Annotated in this window: 19 protein-coding genes; 7 read left to right on the forward strand and 12 right to left on the reverse strand. The window is 36.0% G+C overall.

What is annotated here, in order from left to right:
• Positions 1 to 100: 100 nt before the first annotated feature.
• A complete protein-coding gene (locus NSQ59_RS21095) occupies positions 101 to 2,317 on the reverse strand; it encodes an ATP-dependent helicase (RefSeq protein WP_340832662.1) in 2,217 nt (738 codons plus the stop codon).
• A gap of 150 nt (positions 2,318 to 2,467) precedes the next feature.
• On the opposite strand from NSQ59_RS21095, the gene NSQ59_RS21100 reads away from it, so the two are divergent.
• Positions 2,468 to 3,079 (forward strand): sterol desaturase family protein, encoded by a 612-nt coding sequence (locus tag NSQ59_RS21100; protein WP_340832663.1) that lies wholly within the window; start codon positions 2,468 to 2,470, stop codon positions 3,077 to 3,079.
• A gap of 183 nt (positions 3,080 to 3,262) precedes the next feature.
• On the opposite strand, the gene NSQ59_RS21105 is transcribed toward NSQ59_RS21100, so the two are convergent.
• Positions 3,263 to 3,448: a hypothetical protein gene (locus NSQ59_RS21105; RefSeq protein ID WP_055742032.1), complete on the reverse strand. Its 186-nt coding sequence runs from the start codon at positions 3,446 to 3,448 to the stop codon at positions 3,263 to 3,265.
• A gap of 307 nt (positions 3,449 to 3,755) precedes the next feature.
• On the opposite strand from NSQ59_RS21105, the gene NSQ59_RS21110 reads away from it, so the two are divergent.
• On the forward strand, positions 3,756 to 4,121 hold the full coding sequence (locus NSQ59_RS21110) for a hypothetical protein (RefSeq protein ID WP_340832665.1): 366 nt from the start codon (positions 3,756 to 3,758) through the stop codon (positions 4,119 to 4,121).
• Between the two features lie 163 nt (positions 4,122 to 4,284).
• Positions 4,285 to 4,824, forward strand: a complete 540-nt coding sequence (locus NSQ59_RS21115; protein WP_055742034.1) for a hypothetical protein — start codon at positions 4,285 to 4,287, stop codon at positions 4,822 to 4,824.
• A 476-nt stretch (positions 4,825 to 5,300) separates the two neighbouring features.
• Here NSQ59_RS21115 and NSQ59_RS21120 read toward each other — a convergent pair whose 3' ends face one another.
• From NSQ59_RS21120 to NSQ59_RS21150, 7 genes are all read right to left on the reverse strand, one after another.
• The gene (locus NSQ59_RS21120) at positions 5,301 to 6,593 is read right to left on the reverse strand and encodes an MFS transporter (RefSeq protein ID WP_340832667.1); all 1,293 of its coding nucleotides are present in this window, start codon (positions 6,591 to 6,593) and stop codon (positions 5,301 to 5,303) included.
• Positions 6,594 to 8,048: 1,455 nt separating this feature from the next.
• On the reverse strand, positions 8,049 to 8,480 hold the full coding sequence (locus tag NSQ59_RS21125) for a MarR family winged helix-turn-helix transcriptional regulator (RefSeq protein ID WP_055742036.1): 432 nt from the start codon (positions 8,478 to 8,480) through the stop codon (positions 8,049 to 8,051).
• Between the two features lie 28 nt (positions 8,481 to 8,508).
• Positions 8,509 to 9,264, reverse strand: coding sequence for an SDR family NAD(P)-dependent oxidoreductase (locus NSQ59_RS21130; protein WP_340832669.1), 756 nt, complete (start codon positions 9,262 to 9,264; stop codon positions 8,509 to 8,511).
• Positions 9,265 to 9,428: 164 nt separating this feature from the next.
• Positions 9,429 to 9,884 carry a GNAT family N-acetyltransferase gene (locus NSQ59_RS21135; RefSeq protein WP_055742038.1) on the reverse strand — a complete coding sequence of 152 codons (456 nt, stop codon included), beginning with the start codon at positions 9,882 to 9,884 and terminating at the stop codon, positions 9,429 to 9,431.
• Complete coding sequence (locus tag NSQ59_RS21140; RefSeq protein WP_340832672.1) at positions 9,874 to 10,458, reverse strand: histidine phosphatase family protein; 585 nt, start codon at positions 10,456 to 10,458, stop codon at positions 9,874 to 9,876. The genes NSQ59_RS21135 and NSQ59_RS21140 overlap by 11 nt, the downstream gene beginning before the upstream one ends.
• Positions 10,459 to 10,531: 73 nt before the next feature.
• Positions 10,532 to 11,011, reverse strand: coding sequence for a GNAT family N-acetyltransferase (locus NSQ59_RS21145; protein ID WP_055742040.1), 480 nt, complete (start codon positions 11,009 to 11,011; stop codon positions 10,532 to 10,534).
• A gap of 281 nt (positions 11,012 to 11,292) precedes the next feature.
• Positions 11,293 to 12,915: a catalase gene (locus tag NSQ59_RS21150; RefSeq protein WP_445669218.1), complete on the reverse strand. Its 1,623-nt coding sequence runs from the start codon at positions 12,913 to 12,915 to the stop codon at positions 11,293 to 11,295.
• Positions 12,916 to 13,184: 269 nt separating this feature from the next.
• On the opposite strand from NSQ59_RS21150, the gene NSQ59_RS21155 reads away from it, so the two are divergent.
• Positions 13,185 to 14,429 carry an aminopeptidase gene (locus NSQ59_RS21155; protein WP_055742041.1) on the forward strand — a complete coding sequence of 415 codons (1,245 nt, stop codon included), beginning with the start codon at positions 13,185 to 13,187 and terminating at the stop codon, positions 14,427 to 14,429.
• An 85-nt stretch (positions 14,430 to 14,514) separates the two neighbouring features.
• Here NSQ59_RS21155 and NSQ59_RS21160 read toward each other — a convergent pair whose 3' ends face one another.
• Positions 14,515 to 14,991 (reverse strand): hypothetical protein, encoded by a 477-nt coding sequence (locus NSQ59_RS21160; RefSeq protein WP_055742042.1) that lies wholly within the window; start codon positions 14,989 to 14,991, stop codon positions 14,515 to 14,517.
• 219 nt (positions 14,992 to 15,210) lie between these two features.
• On the opposite strand from NSQ59_RS21160, the gene NSQ59_RS21165 reads away from it, so the two are divergent.
• Positions 15,211 to 15,792 (forward strand): M15 family metallopeptidase, encoded by a 582-nt coding sequence (locus NSQ59_RS21165; protein WP_083489519.1) that lies wholly within the window; start codon positions 15,211 to 15,213, stop codon positions 15,790 to 15,792.
• Positions 15,793 to 15,831: 39 nt separating this feature from the next.
• Here the strand turns inward: NSQ59_RS21165 and NSQ59_RS21170 are convergent, their stop codons facing one another.
• On the reverse strand, positions 15,832 to 16,122 hold the full coding sequence (locus NSQ59_RS21170) for a hypothetical protein (RefSeq protein WP_055742044.1): 291 nt from the start codon (positions 16,120 to 16,122) through the stop codon (positions 15,832 to 15,834).
• A 155-nt stretch (positions 16,123 to 16,277) separates the two neighbouring features.
• Between NSQ59_RS21170 and NSQ59_RS21175 the strand changes: the two genes are divergently transcribed.
• Positions 16,278 to 16,643 (forward strand): carboxymuconolactone decarboxylase family protein, encoded by a 366-nt coding sequence (locus tag NSQ59_RS21175; protein WP_055742045.1) that lies wholly within the window; start codon positions 16,278 to 16,280, stop codon positions 16,641 to 16,643.
• Between the two features lie 7 nt (positions 16,644 to 16,650).
• Here NSQ59_RS21175 and NSQ59_RS21180 read toward each other — a convergent pair whose 3' ends face one another.
• Positions 16,651 to 16,836, reverse strand: coding sequence for a hypothetical protein (locus tag NSQ59_RS21180; RefSeq protein WP_055742046.1), 186 nt, complete (start codon positions 16,834 to 16,836; stop codon positions 16,651 to 16,653).
• Between the two features lie 133 nt (positions 16,837 to 16,969).
• Between NSQ59_RS21180 and uvsE the strand changes: the two genes are divergently transcribed.
• Positions 16,970 to 17,935 carry a UV DNA damage repair endonuclease UvsE gene (gene uvsE, locus NSQ59_RS21185; RefSeq protein WP_055742047.1) on the forward strand — a complete coding sequence of 322 codons (966 nt, stop codon included), beginning with the start codon at positions 16,970 to 16,972 and terminating at the stop codon, positions 17,933 to 17,935.
• The last annotated feature ends 61 nt before the right edge of the window (positions 17,936 to 17,996 follow it).

Here is a 17,996-nt window from a genome sequence, read left to right on the forward strand (position 1 = left end):
TAAAGAAAATTATCTTTTACTCAGAGACTGATTAATAAATGAAGAATAATAAAAGGACCCAATTCAACTGAGTCCTTTTTATCTACAATAATCCATTTATTTAAACTTGCTCTAACAGCCCCATCTCCAAGCATGTCTTTAATGCAAGATTTTTAACACCCGATGCAAAGCGAACCTCAATCATTTCTCCGTCTGATTTTATAATGACTCCGTGCCCGAAGACCCTGTGCTTGATATCCATTCCTGATGTTATATCCTTTTGATCCCGGATTGCATTAGGATTATATGGAATGGTTGTCTTCCCTACTTTTATTGCTCTTTTCGTTTTTGAAGAAGTTGTATCTTCTTGAATCATGATTTCGTATTCCGGATTAATAATTTTTCTTACCTGTAATACGAATGGAGATTCCTGAACCATTTTCCCATCTCTTTCTTTATAGCTGATGAGTTCCAGATGTTTTTTCGCTCTGGTCATCCCAACATAGAACAAACGGACTGCCTCTTCCATGGCTCCTTCTCCCGCTGCTCCATTTTTTAAGTCGTCAGATGTCGGTATAATTCCGTCAATTAGATCAATCATGTATACTCTTTCAAATTCCAAACCCTTTGAACTATGGAAAGTGGAGAATGTTACTACATTTTGCCCCTTTTTGAACCTAGCATTTTTCAGAACAGACTCCAAATACTTAAGACGGCTGGCGAACTCCTCCATCGTCTCTAATCCAATGGCAATTTCCTCCAATGTGTTCAGGATTCCAAGTAAATATTCTTTGCGAAACCCCAGTCGCTCACACATTTTTTCAATTGATTTCTCATAACCCAAACGTTCCCGAATAACTCTGATAGCATGCAGCGGTGGCATCCCTTTCATTTCCTGAAACGTTTCTTTGCTTTCGGTTAACAGCTTCACCTGGTAATCTTGAAGCGGAACAAATTTTAATAAATTATCAAAAACGGATTCATTATTATGGATTTCTTTTAATTTCTCCATTTGTTTTTTGCTGATATATCCGTTAAATTTCAAATGAATTTTCTCTAAGATATCCGTCCGCTTATCAGTAAACGTCATTCGCATGAAATTTAAAATATCGTCCACAACCCAATGTGAAAAGAATCGATTATCCGCATCCTTCATGTAAAAAGGGATTCCCGCACGTTCAAACTCATTCATCAGTGCAATGGAGGATGAATTATTTCGGTATAACACCGCTACCTCTGCAAGATTGTCAGCCTTCCGTATCTCCTCTACTAAATACTTTGCTTGATTTAAGTAGTTCGGAAAACTTTTAATCTCGATCGGATGATGCGAAGAATTTTGGGTAAACATATTTTTGTTATAACGATTCTTGTTTTGCTTAATAAACTGATTTGCTACATCTACTATGTCCTTTGTTGAACGATAATTTTGTTCCATGAAAAGAATATTCGCATTTGGATACACTTGCTTGAAGTTTAAAAGATAAGATGGTTCCGCACCACGCCAGCTGTAGATGGACTGGTCGTCATCGGCAACTACACAAAGATTCTGATGCTTCCTAACTAATTTTTCAATAATAGCATGCTGAACCAACGAAGTATCTTGACTTTCATCAGTCAAAACATAATCATAACGATCTTGATAAGATTGTAGGATTTCCTCGTTTATTTCCAAAACATGCTCTGCATTGGCAAGCATATCATCATAATCGAGCAGTAGCTTATGATACCCCGATTTCTTGAATGCTTCATATTCCCGAAAGATCTTCTCTGCTTCTGGAACATCCACTTTCACCTGTTCCCATTTATTTAGGGGAATCATTTTATTTTTGATAAAACTGATGTAGGTTGTCAGTTCGTCTAATTGATCATCCGTGATATTTTCGCCAACAATAGATTTGAATATATTCCGAAGAATAATTTTCTTATGTAATGGAGAATCCTTGAAATCTCCCGCTTCCTGTTCTTTCAAATCACCTTCAATAATTTGATAAGAAACCCCTGTTTTGCGGAAATGATCCCGTACCACCTCAAAGGCAAAACTGTGGATAGTAGAAAAATCAACAGGTGGAAGATGAGGAAAAAAGCGTTTGAAACGTTCCTTCATATCATTAGCAGATGCCTTGCTAAAAGTAACCGCCTTAATTCTTGAAGGGTCTATCCCTTTTTCTTCTATTAAATATCCAATGCGCATTATTATCGTAGTGGTTTTCCCTGACCCTGGGGATGCCAATAATAGCAGCGGCCCTTCCGTTTGCAGCACCGCGCTTCGCTGTACTTCATTCAGAGACACTCCTATTTCATTCTTCTTGCGGATAAAAAAATCTTTCCTTACCTTCATTGCATACTTTCCCTTCACCAATACTATTATTTTATTATAACATCTGTGAATTGTTTGAGGACGAACAGACATTTAATCAGAAAAAACAGTTGCTTTACTAATGCACAACCTGCTTATTGAAGCTATTTCAAATAGAAAGGAGAAATGGGCATGAAACAATATGTAAAGGAGTTTTTTGGTGATATTCATGTTCGAATAATGAATGTGCTAGTTTTAATCGGAATCATTTTTATCGCAAGGAGTTTTGATGAATGGGCAACGTGGTTGGCAATCGTTATCGGTATGGCTGGCTATGCCTTCGCGGAATATTTAATCCACCGCTTTATTTTTCATATGAAGCCGCCTAAAAGCACATTAATGTTAAAATTCATCAAAAGAATTCATTATGATCATCATGTTGACCCTCGTAATTTAAAATTATTGTTTTTACCTGTATGGTATAGCCTACCAAACATTGTTATCATTTCTCTCCTAGCTTTTTTCGTTATTCAAAACGTAATCTTAACAGTCGCTTTTGCTGTTGGCATTTCCACTTTCCTTTTGTATTATGAATGGACACATTATATAGCTCATAAGGAATACGTCCCAAAAACATCATGGGGCAAACGCATGAAGAAAATCCACCTATGGCATCACTATAAAAACGAAAACTACTGGTACGGTGTCACAAGCCCGACTTTTGATAAAGTTTTTGGGACCTATAAAGATCACCAAGCCGTTCCAAAGAGTGAAACGGCACGTGATTTGGAAAAGCGTGCATAGGATAGAGTGTATTCGAGAAGCTTGCAGCCATCCTTACAGCGAAGTAATCGGAAAGTATCTTCCACATGGTGATTTTTTCTGTTCGCGATTAAAGTAATGATCCTAACTTCTAAATACCCACATAATAAAAAGCCAACAGTATATCTGTTGACTTAAGAATGTCTTATTAAAGATAAAATCGATTTAATTTGATTTAATCGTTTTCCACGGCCTCCATCTTGCTCCTAATATTGAATTTATTATAGTAGCTATAATTACTCCTAAAATAAACGCAATTATTGGATGACTTTTTAATATAAACATAGGAAAAATCACTATACAAACTACTGTTACTACTAAATTAACTAAATAGCTTAATTTCGGTGGCATTAAAAAAACTCCTTTTTAAAATCTTAGTCAAAATATTATAATGGTATTTATTCCTTTTTTTACATATTATAGCACTAAAAATTCCAATTATCTAAAAAAAATCTAAATATTAATTATTCATTAAGAAAGGCTCTTTTCTAAAAGATTATTGTTTTTAGTTTCATTTATCATTTCCAGAATTTTCTGTTATGATGAAGTAAAATAGTTAACCATTGGGAGTTACTTATGAAAAGAATAACATTGTTATCGCTATTATTAATATTTATGATTTCTTCCTCTGTGCAAGCATTGTCTTGGGCTTATCCTTTTGTTGTTTGGAATGGAAAGGGTTTATGAAGTTAAACAAGAAGAAATAATTAAAGACAGTGAGATTGGTAAAGTCATAGGGGAAGTAAAGACCAAACCAAATGATATGACTGGAAATTATTACGGGGATGCTTCAAACTATTATCCAAAAGGAACAAAGTATTATGAAATAAAAGGGACATCAACTTCCACTACAATCGCAGTAAAAGAAGATAACCATTGGGTAAAGGCTGTTTATGTTCATAAAGCACTTTTTCACATAATGAATGTAATCTCTAACTTCTATTTCATATCAGCTATTGTAATAATCGCACTCATTATAGTCGGAGTCATATTACGAAATAATAAGTCTAAAAATCAACGATAATATTGAAATGATTTTATTTTTTTGACCTCTAATTTGAGATCTTTTATATTATGCACTTCTTAGCATTTCAACAGTTGTATAATTCGATTTTTGACACGCTGAAATAAGCATTTGTTCAACTTGATTTTAGACTAGTAATATTCAGGATAGGTGGTGAATCACTGTGATTGACTGGCGATGGAAGGAACTTGATATATTAGAAAGCCAAGAAAGATGGAATGAAGCAAAATCATTCCTAATAAAAAATTGGAAGCAACACCCCAGAGACTTAAAAGTTGTTATCCGACTTGGTTTCTTTTGCTGGTATGTCTTAGTCGAAGATGGGTGGCTGGGGATTAAAGACGTAGATTTTAATGAGTTAGAGACTGTGTTATATGAAGTTACCCAATTTGGATTAGCTAATTTTATGACAAATGAGGATTTTCTTTGGTGTTTTGGTTATATGATTTCACTGTTCCCGCATTACTTCGGTGACTGCGAACATTGGGAAGAAAAAGGTATTTCAATGTTAAAACGTGCTTATGAACTATGCCCAAATGAACCAGTGTATAGATATTCGTACTTAGGGAACTCCCCTAATACTCAGGAAAAACTTAAGGAAGAATTTTATCAGGTACAAAATGTTCTTGAAGATAGATTTCAAGGGGAAGGCGTATTATCCCAATATTTTAAAAGTGTGTGGCATAGTTTGCACGAAAATTGAACTAACCAAAACTTTAGATTATCAAGAATGGTGAACCTTTTGCTTGTTTCCCTGTAGTTTTTATTAGTAATTAACTACATAACGAAGGTATTCCAATACAACTCCTTACTCAATTAACCGGTACTTTAACACAATAAGGAAAAAATAAAGAGCCAAAAATATGGAAGTTTTTATGCATTTACTTGCTTTTCAGTTTTTTTATCATAAAACAACTGCCATAATCAGCATTATTTGATGACAAAAGTTTAACATATTTTATATATTTAATATGTTAAACTCCTTTTGTATGGGATAAACATCAATGACCTAAAGATAAACTTTTAGTTATCAAGATATTTTGTTGCAACTCCTTGGAAACGTTCCATCCAAGTTTTCAAGCGGTTATGAAAGTTATTAACGTGCTAGATACATATTTATAAGTTTAAAAATAAAAAGCCTTATTACAGGCTTTCAATTTAATTTAATTATAAATTCTGCTAAATTTTTTCAGAAACTCTGTTATATCTCCCCCTCCGAGACCATATCACAATAGGTAAAAGAAGTAATGATAAAAGCCCCCCACTCAAAGATAATGCAGCATAACTTGCATTAGCTACCACCATTCCTGAAAGAACACCACCAGATGCTCCTGCTAATGCAATAAAAACATCGAGTGTTCCTTGAATTTTTGCACGTGTTGAAGGCTCTGTAGAATCCACTATTTGTGCAGTTCCACTGATTAAACCAAAGTTCCATCCCAATCCAAGTAAGGAAAGAGCAACTACTAACAGAACCATTGAATCGCTTGGTGCTAATGCTGCTAGTAAGCCAGCAAACAGCAATGTAATACCCGAAGCTATACTCATTGCTGTTCGACCAATTTTATCAACAAGAAGGCCAGTTACAAGTGAAGGCAGATACATTGAACCCACATGAAATCCTATAACAATACCTACTTCAGATAAACCATGCCCATGATGTTTCATATGGACTGGTGTCATCGTCATAATAGCAACCATCACAATTTGAGTTAGAACCATGACTGTTGCACCGACCATAAGACCGCTTTTATTTCTTACTATATTTACGGTATCTGCTTTATTTCCATTCTCTTTTTCCTGTTTATAAACTGCTATCTTTTTGGCAATATCTAATGGATCAGGACGCAACATAATAAAAAGTACAATACCAGCTAAGATAAATGCTGTAGCTGATAAAATGAATGGACCAGCAAGTGACGGAACACCAATATGTAGAGCGAATTTTCCCATAATTTCTACTAAATTTGGGCCAGCAACAGCACCAAATGTTGTCATAACCATCGTAATACTAATAGCAGTTGCTCGTTGTTTTTTATTTGCTAAGTCAGTCCCTGCATAACGAGCTTGTAAATTTGTTGCTGTGCCTGAACCGTAAATCAGCAAAGAAGGAAATAAAAGAATTACACTATTTATCATGGCTGCAATAATAACTCCAATTGCACCGATTCCACCTACAATGAAACCAGTGGCAAGACCTGTACGACGTCCGTAACGTTGAGAAATTCTGCCAACAGTTATAGCTGCTCCTGCTGATCCTAAAGTAATTAAAGCTGTAGGAATTCCTGCATAGGCATCCGTTCCAAGCATTTGTTGTGCCAAAAGTGCCCCTACAGTCACTCCTGCTGCTAGACCAGCACCACCGAAAATCTGTGATAGACACACAACGAACAATACACGCTTATATATTTTTTTTAGACTTTCGGGTGAATCTATAAAACTTTCAACGGAACTTTGTTCTTTAGCCAACACTTATATTCACCTACTTAAATTTATTTGTGCATCTTTGAGATTATAACGTAACCATTTTGTCAGCTCATTCTACAACTTTAACATAATCATCCATTGTAAATATCATACATGAAGAAATTTCTTCTAGTAATCTCTATTTAAACATGTTCCACAAGCTAATAGTTCTCCATTAGTTTATTTCATCTTGAACAGACCTACATAAATTAGTTTGCAAAAACAATATGTAATTTAGTCATTAGATTTCAAGTGACCTTATATTAATATTTAAATTGCTTTAGTCTTTATGACCCCTTTAAAGGACAGTTCCTTTAAAATATTTGATTGCTTTGGTCTTTATGACCCGGATAAAGGACAATCCCTTTGAAATATTTGATTGCTTTGGTCTTTATAACCCGGATAAAGGACAATTCCTTTGAAATATTTGATTGCTTTGGTCTTTATGACCCGGATAAAGGACAGTTCCCTTTTAAAATATTTGATTCCTTTGGTCTTTATAACCCGCTTAAAGGACAGTTCCTTTAAAATATTTGATTCCTTTGGTCTTTATGACCCGGATAAAGGACCATTCCTTTGAAATATTTGATTGCTTTGGACTTTATAACCCGGATAAAGGACAATCCCTTTGAAATATTTGATTGCTTTGGTCTTTATAACCCGCTTAAAGGACCATTCCTTTAAAATATTTGATTCCTTTGGTCTTTATAACCCGCTTAAAGGACAGTTCCTTTAAAATATTTGATTCCTTTGGTCTTTATAACCCGCTTAAAGGACCATTCCTTTAAAATATTTGATTCCTTTGGTCTTTATAACCCGCTTAAAGGACCATTCCTTTAAAATATTTGATTCCTTTGGTCTTTATAACCCGCTTAAAGGACAGTTCCTTGGCCCCTATAAAATAAATACACAAATTTCATGACAGTACAGGATTTTCAATTATGTTGTCCTTTATAAACTCCATGAAGGACATGTCCAAGGGCATTTGCGGTTGTGTTGTCCTTCATATGCTCCATGAAGGACAGGTCCAAGGGCATTTGCGGTTGTGTTGTCCTTCATATGCTCCATGAAGGACAGGTCCATGAGTATTTTCGGTTGTCTTGTCTTCCTTCATATGCTCCATGAAGGACATATCCATGGACATTTTTGGTTGTATTGTCCTTCATATGCTCCATGAAGGACATATCCATGGACATTTTTGGTTGTCTTGTCCTTCATATGCTCCATGAAGGACAGGTCCATGAGTATTTGCGGTTGCCTTGTCCTTCATATGCTCCATGAAGGACATATCTATGCGTATTTTCGATTGTGATGTCCTTCATGTACTCAATGAAGGACAACCTAAACGGGATATTAGAATGCAGTGTCCTTCATCACGTGTATGAAAGATAATTACATAAGAAAATACCCCCGCTGTTTTATTCACACCGGGGGTAAGTTGCATTCTTTTTTAGATTGAACCTATTTTCTGCTTTGAATACCATTCACTAATTTTTCTTGAATGCGTAAATATTGATTTATCTCTTCTTCACTCAATACTTCAAAAAGCTCCATAAAGACCTTTTTGCCAATTTCATGGGCTATTATTAATGCTTTTTCACCTTCAGCTGTTATGTTTAGCCGAATAGTGCGATGATCATTTTCATCATACAATCTTTCCACAAGCCCTAAGTTTACAAGCTTAGAAGCGATACTGGTCATCGCACCCTTTGTGTATCCTACCGTCTCTGCAAGTTCAACTTGTTTTTGCGGACCCTTCGTTTGGAGTTCCCCCAATACTAAAATGGGAGAAATACCAAGCGGATAAGGAAAGGCTTTTGTAAATCGTTTAATGTTTTCATTATTCATAAATTCAATTGCATGAATGAGTTTAAAAATACTTGTTTGTTGCAAATAAATCCTCCTCAAGTAACCGAGAATATTAATGAAGCATTATTGAGCCACCGTCAACCATGATAGTTTGTCCCGTAATATATTTAGAGTCTTCTGAAGCTAAGAAGACGGCTACACGGCCGATATCTTCTTCTACATCACCGAAACGGCCCATTGGAATTTTACTTTTTACATCTTCATAATATTCAGGTTGTGCTTTTGCCCATGCTTGTACACCTGGTGAGTTCGCAAGTGGACTAATGATATTTACATTAATGCCAAATTTGCCCCATTCATTTGCGGCAACACGTGAAAGACCGCGAATTGCTTCTTTCGCCGCAGCATATGCACCTTGTGTTGTATGCCCTTCAAGACCTGCACCAGAAGCAAAGTTAATCACATTTCCTTTTGTTTCTTTTAAATAAGGAAGTGCGGCTTTCATTAGGTAGAATGTTGGATAAAATCCAGTCCCGAATGAAAAATCTAAATCTTCTTGGGTCGTTTCCTCAATAGTTTTCTGTTTGGAAGCATGCGCATTATTTACTAATACATCTAGTTTACCGTATTTATCAACAACTTTTTTAATAATTTGTCCAAGATTTTCCCGATCCATTAAATTTGCTTGAAGAAACATTGATTTTGGAGAAATCGCTTGTAATTCCTTCTCCATTGCTTTACCGGTTTCTTCATTCAAATCTACGATTGCAACGATTGCACCTTCTTTTACCATTGCCTTAGCCATTCCACTGCCTATACCACCGGCACCGCCGGTAATAATGACTACCTTGTCTTGTAATTTTCCCATTTTTAACACTCCTAAAAGTAGTTTACTATTAAACTATTTTTAGTTTAATAGTAAACTATTTTTTTGTATAGTAAATTACATCAAATAGAGAGAAAAAAAAAGAAAGGTAATTCCAACATGCGGAATTACCTACTTGATTCTATTTTGTAAAATCCATCTATTATTCATAACTCCAATGTCATAAATACACTATTTGGGTCCTCTACATAATCTGCAAATGGCTTGCAATATTTAAATCCAAAACTTGCATAAAGCTTTCTAGCTGGTTCAAATGCCTCCATTGAGCCTGTTTCCAAACTAAGACGAGCATATCCCCGCCTTTTGGCTTCCTCAATGATATGTTGGAGCATTTTTTTTGCAACACCCTTCCGCATATGTGCTTGGGCTGTTCTCATGGATTTTACCTCTCCATGATGGCGATCAAGCTCTTTCAGTGCCCCACATCCTGTCAATTCATTTCCTTCCCATGCACTCCAAAAGGTAATTTCCGGTTTTTGTAATTGTTCAAGATTCAGCGCATGTATACTTTCCGGCGGGGAATTTAATGCCATCCCTTGAAGATGCTCCATTATTAAACCAGCTATTTCAGTACCTGTTAAGTCATCTAATTTAATTTCCATAAGACACCTCCGAAAGTGGTACAGCAATAGTTTCTTGCCAAATCCGGACAATTTGTGGTGAATCACCCTCAAATTTCAAACAATATACATCTGGATTGGATAGAGATTTCCACTCTTTAAACCCAAAGGATGGTTCATAATGCTTTAAGATCAAGGACATCAAATTTCCGTGCGTTGCAATTACAATATTATTAGCAGAGCCCTTTAAAATATCCTCTATTACTCCGATGGCACGATTCATTGCTTGTCTGCTTGATTCTCCACCCTCGTAGCAAATATCCAAATCTTTAAATGAGTTTTCAAGCATTTCAAGATAATCGTCCCGTTCAAGGGAACTTAAAACCCTTTCCCCTAGACGATTGTCTTCATTAATAGGTAAGTTTAATCTTTTTGCCAAGGGTTTAATGGAATCTACCGCCCTTTTATACGGACTGGAAACGATGGAATTAATTTGTTTATCGTAAAGAAATTCAGTTAATAGCTCTGATTGCATCATTCCTGTTGGCGTTAGCTTCGCATCAAATGCTTGCCCCTCTGCCTTACAATGCCGGACAAGATAAATTGTTTTGGACATACTATCACTGCCTTTCATTTATATTTAGTAGTTTAGATTTATAAAATATGTAGCATTAAATTTAAATGGTCGATTATATCAACTTTTTTACCAGTAATATTTCATCCCTAATAGGAATACCATTTTCCGCTACAAGGGGGATCTCTGGCTTCCTTTTTCTAGCAATCTCAACCGCATCTACATATAATTCAGTTAATCTATAACCCTTTCTTTGATAAAATCCCAGGGCATGTAAATTATCATTGGTTGTCACTAATTTTATTTGATTACATTGTTTTTGTTTAACTGCCTCTTCTACTTTCTGAATTAATGTTGTGCCGATGCCTTTATTCTCAACCGTACTGTCTAATGAGATAATTTCACATTCATTTTTAAAGATAATATATGTTATTAACCCTATTATTCTTTCATTTTCATCTAAAACGGCATATCCATCTAATTCATCACATTGATAAGTACCGCTGGATATTACCATCTTAGGACTGCCCCAATGTTTTATAAAAAATTCCGTTACAATATGTTTTGGTATTTCACTTGTTTGAACTATCTTCATTCTTTTTCCCCCATTGATAATTCCCTATCCAACTGCCGTTATTTAGTGGAAATATCCTAAAAGTCGGAATCATCTTTCCTTTTTGTTATTTTAACGAAATACCCTATCCAATACAAAGAAAAAATTACTGCGATTGTAAACAAGGTAGATAAAAAGGCCTTTAGCTCAAATTAAAAAGCCCTGCCATATATGGCAAGACTTTCTTCAATCCACTTAAAAATAACAACTTGTCTAACTGCATTAGCCGCTACAAGGAAAAAATCCTCATAGCCACTTCACGCTTAATACGGATCTGCCTCATGTCCTTCTTCTACTGCTTTTTGCACTGCTTTGTGAGCATTTTTGAAACCAAGCGGACGCATCTCCTCTCCAATCTCCATCTTCATGCTATTCATTTCTTTGGCTTTCTCAGAGAGACCTTCTCTAAGGCGTCTGCCATATTCATCATCTGCTTGCTCAGCCAGTGCAATCATTTTATCCTGTATATCTTTAGGACAAATGGCGAGATCATTGACTAGGTTATTGATTAATTCATCTTTTTCCCAGTCTTCAAATTGACGGTAAGTTTCACCGGCTTGCTTTGTATTATCATTTCGATCAATTGATTCACGGACTAGATTCCCTTCTACATGAGGGGTGAACTCTTTACCTACCTGCTCCGCTTCTTTCAAACCGCCCATGCTGGATGGTTCATAATTGACATGCGGGTTCTGTCCAGGCGCTTTATCATTAAAATAACGAAGTTGTCCGCCCTCCTGATTGGTGGCAACGCGTTTTTTCGCCGCATTAATTGGAAGCTGCAAATAGTTTGCCCCAATCCGATAACGCTGTGTATCTGAATAAGAGAATGTTCTTCCCTGCAGCATCTTATCATCGGAAAAATCTAAACCATCCACAAGGACACCTGTCCCAAATGCTACTTGTTCCACTTCATTAAAGAAGTTTTCCGGATTTTTGTTTAACACCATACGGCCTACAGGTTTCCATGGAAATTGATCTTCTGGCCAAAGCTTTGTATCATCAAGAGGATCAAAATCCAGTTCAGGATGCGGCCCATCCTCCATAATTTGCACAAACAATTCCCATTCAGGATAATCTCCACGTTCAATTGCTTCATATAAATCTTGCGTCGCATGACTGAAGTTTTTACCCTGGATTTCTTCCGCTTCCTTAACGGTTAAATTTTTTATGCCTTGTTTTGGTTCCCAATGGTATTTTACAAGGACAGCTTTTCCCTCGTTGTTTACCCATTTGTATGTATTAACCCCGGATCCCTGCATCATCCGATAATTTGCTGGAATTCCCCATGGGGAATAAACGAACGTTACCATGTGGAAGGATTCTGGTGAATTAGCACAAAAGTCAAAAAACCTGCGTGGATCTTGAATATTAGTAACGGGATCAGGTCTAAATGCATGGATCATATCAGGGAATTTCATCGCATCTCGAATAAAAAAGATCTTCAAATTATTACCGACTAAATCCCAATTCCCATCCTCCGTATAAAATTTAATAGCAAATCCACGAGGATCACGAACCGTTTCTGGAGAGTGCAAACCATTCACAACAGTAGAAAAACGGACAAATACTGGAGTTTGTTTTCCTTTTTCCTGAAACACTTTTGCACGGGTATATTTTGAAACAGGTTCATCTCCAACCGATCCATAAGTCTCAAAATATCCATGAGCACCTGCACCGCGAGCATGTACTATTCGTTCCGGTACTTTTTCTCTATCAAAATGGCTGATTTTTTCAATAAAATCATAATTCTCAAGTGTTGCTGGCCCTCGATTACTAACGGTTCTGATATTTTGATTATTTGTAATTGGGTGTCCCTGCCGGTTAGTAAGCGTACCATCATCTTCCATATTCGTTTGATTTTTTGATAAATCTTTTTCCATCATCATCGCCCTCTTTTCGGAATAGATTAAAGGTTCATAAGCATATTAATCCAGTAGTATAATTACCTAATACATAAAAATTAGTCATCTGGTATTTATCCACTCTTATTAAAAAAGTTTTTACTGAATGAAAAAAGGAAATTCTCAAACAAATTAGTACACTCAAACACAAAGATAGAGTATAATATCAAACTGATATCACGGTTAAACTAACGAGAATGATATTCTGATTAAAGTGGACAGTGACCTGTTCCTAAGTGGAGGGTAAAAAAATGGTTCTACCTAATTTTGAAGAAAACTTACAAAAGTATGCCAGACTGTTAGTTGCAAAAGGTATTAATGTTCAGCCCGGAGATTGGGTAAAGATGACGATTACGGTTGATCAAGCTCCTTTGGCAAGATTAATCACAAAGGAAGCTTATAGTTTAGGTGCGGAAAAAGTCATTGTGAAATGGTCAGATGACGAAATCAGCAAACTGCATTATTTACATCAACCGACAGAAGTTTTAACAAATATTCCTAAATATGAAATTGAGGAATCAGAAGACCATGTATTGAATCACCGTGTAAGCCGTCTATCCATTGTGTCAAGTGATCCGGGTTTACTTAATGAAGCGGATCCTGCAAAAGTAGCTGCTTATCAAAATGTTGCTGGTAAAGCATTCAAAGCTCAACGTGTTGCTACTCAAAATGATGATTTGAAATGGACCGTAGCAGCTGCTGCTGGCGCTGGATGGGCTGCACATGTATTCCCTAATCTTTCTACTTCTGAAGAACAAGTGGATGCCCTATGGGATCAAATCTTCAAGGTCTGTCGAGTCTATGAGGAAGACCCTGTTGCTGCCTGGGATAATCATAAAAAGACATTGAATGAAAAAGCAGCAAAATTAAATGAAATCCAATTTGATGCATTGCACTATACAGCTCCAGGAACAGATTTAACCTTGGGCTTACCTAAAAACCATATATGGGCAAGTGCGGAAAGCTATAATCCAAAAGGGGAAGAATTTATCGCAAACATGCCAACAGAGGAAGTATTCACCGCTCCTGATACCCACCGCATGGACGGCGTAGTCCGCAGTACAAAACCATTAAGCTATGCAGGAACTTTGATTGAAGGCATTGAAGTTCATTTTAAAGATGGAAAGATCGTGGATATCTCCGCAGAAAAGGGCGATGAAGCTATTAAGAAATTGGTTTTTGACAACGAAGGTGGAACAGGTTTGGGAGAAGTTGCTTTAGTACCAGACCCATCTCCAATTTCCCAGTCAAATGTCATTTTCTTTAATACCTTATTTGATGAAAATGCATCGAATCATTTGGCTATTGGGGCAGCATATCCAACCACCATTCAAGGTGGAACAAAAATGAGCGAGGAAGAACTTCTGAAAAATGGTATGAACACTTCTACTGTTCATGTGGACTTTATGATTGGTTCTGACAAAATGGATATTGACGGTATTAAACAAGATGGCACTGTAGTTCCGATTTTCCGAAATGGAGACTGGGCAATTTAGTCTTCTAAAAATTATTGGGCAAGAAAAATGAACCTATTTCTTGCCCTTCTTTTTTATATCATTTTCCTGATTACAACAATTACCATTATCCCTGCACCAGTTTCATATTTAAGTGCTTTGCTAACCCAACAGCCCCTTGATGCATCACCTGATCATGATTCCACTTAAACATTGGCCTCATAATAGGTGCCATAATATTCATCCAATGTTTTGTAGTAATAACATCCCAAATATATATTACTTCTATTAACTTATTGGACTTTGAAATGTGGTAAGTACCTGTCCCCTCTAATTCCCCATAAGCCTCTAATTGAATTAAATGAGGCTTTTCCAATGCAGTTAATCGATTTTTAAAGGAAAGAGTATACGGTAATTTAGTCTTAAAAAAGCTTTCCCGCAATTCTCCAATGCCACTTTCATCCCCAGACTCAAGAACCTTTGCTTTAACTCCCTCCCACCATTTTTCATATTCATGTGAGCGAAGAACATCCCACACCTGATCCATTGTTGCACTACTTGACGCATCAAATACCCACTTTGTTTCGAATTTGTAATGTGCCATTTGTTCTCCCACCCATAATATTATTGAAAATACTGAAAAGACAAAATAATAATATCATATAATACAGATAAGAAAAAAGTCCCAATTTAACAAGTAATTTATACTATAACGATTTGGAATAATCATATTCTTGTATTCCCTTAAAATTCATGAAACAATTAAACTACCATTTTCGTCACTGATAACGATATAATTGAAGTTCGGAAAGGAATACTAGCTTTGAAAAAACAGAAAAAACGAATTGGAAATTTCTTATTCATTATTCCTCTCGTGTTAATATTGATCTTTTATATACAATCCAGCCAAGAACATGATAATCCCAAAAAACAAAACCATTCCGATTCTTTTCCAACGGAGTTAAATCCAGTTGTAAAAAAGAGGATGAATCAATTAATTCAACAAGCAGCAAAAAAAGGAATCGCGGTCGTTATTACAGATGGTTTTCGAAGTGCTGCAGATCAAGATCAACTTTATAAAAAAGGGCGAACGGTCAGCGGAAATATTGTGACCAATGCAAAAGGCGGGGAATCCTATCATAATTATGGGCTTGCTGTTGATTTCGCGTTAAAAACTCCTTCCGGGAAAATTATTTGGGATATGCAATATGATGGTAATAAGAATGGAAAATCAGACTGGTACGAGGTTGTAGATTTAGCGAAAAATTTAGGCTTCACCTGGGGCGGGGACTGGGTTAAATTTAAAGATTATCCCCATCTGCAAATGGATTTTGGCTTGTCCATTGCCGATTTACAGAATGGTGCAAGACCGGATGAATCCTCTTTAACGGCGGAATCTAAATAATGAAATATGAATCGATCAAAAGAGGCAATGCCTCTTTTTTTACTTTCTTTGAGCGATTGTCACATGGATTAGCTGATAAAGCAGATACACTCCCAAATAGGCGCCTGTTATTAAAAAAGCGATGTTTAGGAAAACAGCATGGATAGTTGTCATAAATACCGTGTTATTTCTAATAACTTCAAGTATTGCTAGCGAAGCAATATTACCAAATAAAAGAGAACAAATAATCGCAAGTATATTATAAAGGAATCGCAGGATTGTCCATTTTAATTGGAGAGCATACATTCCTAATGGAATAATGATGCTTAAAAAGATAAGCAAAAATTGCATACACCGAACCTCTCTCCCTCAAAATTTAATAGTATAGTGTGCATTCATTCGCAAAATATTCCACGCTTATAGGAAGAAATTTTATAAATGGGAATTAAACAAACTTTTGTGTTCATAATAATTTGGACGACAAAAACATGGGAGATGAATGTTAAATGGAATTTGAAGCAAGGAATTCAACAGAAGAAGCATTATATCAGTATAAGGTTGGATTAGGAACTTTTACGAAAAAAATGCCAAAACTCGCCGAACATTATAATGCATTTACACAAGAATGCTTTAAAGAGGGCGTTTTATCCCAAAAGCAAAAACAATTGATTGCATTAGGAATTAGCTTATACTCCCAGGATGAATACTGCATTATCTATCATACAAAAGGTTGTTTAGATCAAGGATGTACAGAGGAGGAAATTTTTGAAGCCATAGGCGTTACTGCTGCTTTTGGCGGAGGTGCTTCCATGAGTCAGGCTGTCACACTTGTACAAGAATGTATAGAAGAACTGAATCAATTGAAACAATAGTGTTAAATCAAAGATCACCCTCTTTCTGCTGGGTGATTTTTGATGGTGAAGGAATGCCTGTTTTTAAGTAAACTTGGCATGCAGCCATCCCAAATACAAAAGCAAATAATAGAAGAATAGAATGAAAAGTTAATAAGCTTGCCACAAATATAGCTGTAACCCACATAAAAATTTCAATTGAGTGTTTTTCCATTATAGGCACCTCCCCTAACCTATATATCTGTATGAATTTACAGAGGGAATGGTGTTTTTAGATTAGTTAGGTACATACAATCTGAACTATTTCAAATGATATAGGAGAATAACATGTAAAAAGAGGTGAAATAATGACGATTGTACGTTTAGGCTATGTCGCAATGAGCATGGAGTTAAAAAATGCTTCCCCATCGAAAACAATGACTTTCTCTCAATTTCAAAAAATAAAGGACCGGGAAGCAGCACTTCGTAAATTAGAGCGCATTGCCCTTATAAATTTAAACAATACACTTAGATTGCTAAAGCACAATGCCGCTTCCGACATCCACTTTTATCGTCTAACCTCCCGTCTCATTCCACTTGCAAATCACGAAGAACTTTTAGATTGGGATTATATGAAACCGTTACTTCCATCTTTGCGTGAGGTTGGAGACTATGCCAAAGAAAACAAGATGCGATTAGACTTTCACCCAGATCATTTTGTATTAATTAACTCCCCAAAGAAAAGCATTTTTCAAAATTCCATCATGACGTTAAAGCTTCATTATTTACTTTTAAAAAATATGGGCATTGATACAACCCATCGCTGTGTGTTGCATGTTGGGGGAAATTATAAAGAAACAGAAAAGTCACTCGAAAGATTTGTAGACAATTGGGGGCTTGTTCCGAAGTCTATTCAAAATATAATTATGCTTGAAAACGATGATACTTCATTTACTCTGGGCGATACACTTTATCTATGTGAAAAAATAGGAATTCCCTTGGTGTTCGATTATCATCACCATCTTGCCCACCATCATCATATCCATTGGGAGGATAACTGGAGCAGAGTAGTAAAAACATGGGAAAGCTCGCCTCTTCCAATTAAAATGCATATTTCCAGTCCAAAAAGTGAAAAGGAATTCCGTTACCATTCAGATTATGTAGATCCCACTATGTTTTTTACATTTCTAAATCAAATCAAAGGTAGCGTTCCACAAATTGATTGTATGATTGAAGCCAAGCAGAAAGATAAGGCGTTGTTTAAATTAATGGAGGATATTAAAGGATGGCCGAATATAGAGATTATAGATGCATCATCTTTTTATATAAAATGACAGAAATTTTCCAACAACTGCCTATCATTTTTGTTTGCAAAATTATTTCCATTTCAGAGAT

The organism is Margalitia sp. FSL K6-0131, from assembly GCF_038008735.1.
GTDB classification, from domain to species: domain Bacteria; phylum Bacillota; class Bacilli; order Bacillales; family Bacillaceae_C; genus Margalitia; species Margalitia shackletonii.

Coding starts and splice junctions, on each gene's coding strand:
- NSQ59_RS21170 (WP_055742044.1), bottom strand. CDS start 16,122: ATGCAATTTTTGCTTATCTTTTTAAGCATCATTATTCCATTAGGAATG.
- NSQ59_RS21135 (WP_055742038.1), bottom strand. CDS start 9,884: ATGGAAATTAAATTAGATGACTTAACAGGTACTGAAATAGCTGGTTTA.
- NSQ59_RS21180 (WP_055742046.1), bottom strand. CDS start 16,836: ATGGAAAAACACTCAATTGAAATTTTTATGTGGGTTACAGCTATATTT.
- NSQ59_RS21150 (WP_445669218.1), bottom strand. CDS start 12,915: ATGATGGAAAAAGATTTATCAAAAAATCAAACGAATATGGAAGATGAT.
- uvsE (WP_055742047.1), top strand. CDS start 16,970: ATGACGATTGTACGTTTAGGCTATGTCGCAATGAGCATGGAGTTAAAA.
- NSQ59_RS21160 (WP_055742042.1), bottom strand. CDS start 14,991: ATGGCACATTACAAATTCGAAACAAAGTGGGTATTTGATGCGTCAAGT.
- NSQ59_RS21175 (WP_055742045.1), top strand. CDS start 16,278: ATGGAATTTGAAGCAAGGAATTCAACAGAAGAAGCATTATATCAGTAT.
- NSQ59_RS21105 (WP_055742032.1), bottom strand. CDS start 3,448: ATGCCACCGAAATTAAGCTATTTAGTTAATTTAGTAGTAACAGTAGTT.
- NSQ59_RS21140 (WP_340832672.1), bottom strand. CDS start 10,458: ATGTCCAAAACAATTTATCTTGTCCGGCATTGTAAGGCAGAGGGGCAA.
- NSQ59_RS21095 (WP_340832662.1), bottom strand. CDS start 2,317: ATGAAGGTAAGGAAAGATTTTTTTATCCGCAAGAAGAATGAAATAGGA.
- NSQ59_RS21145 (WP_055742040.1), bottom strand. CDS start 11,011: ATGAAGATAGTTCAAACAAGTGAAATACCAAAACATATTGTAACGGAA.
- NSQ59_RS21130 (WP_340832669.1), bottom strand. CDS start 9,264: ATGGGAAAATTACAAGACAAGGTAGTCATTATTACCGGCGGTGCCGGT.
- NSQ59_RS21155 (WP_055742041.1), top strand. CDS start 13,185: ATGGTTCTACCTAATTTTGAAGAAAACTTACAAAAGTATGCCAGACTG.
- NSQ59_RS21100 (WP_340832663.1), top strand. CDS start 2,468: ATGAAACAATATGTAAAGGAGTTTTTTGGTGATATTCATGTTCGAATA.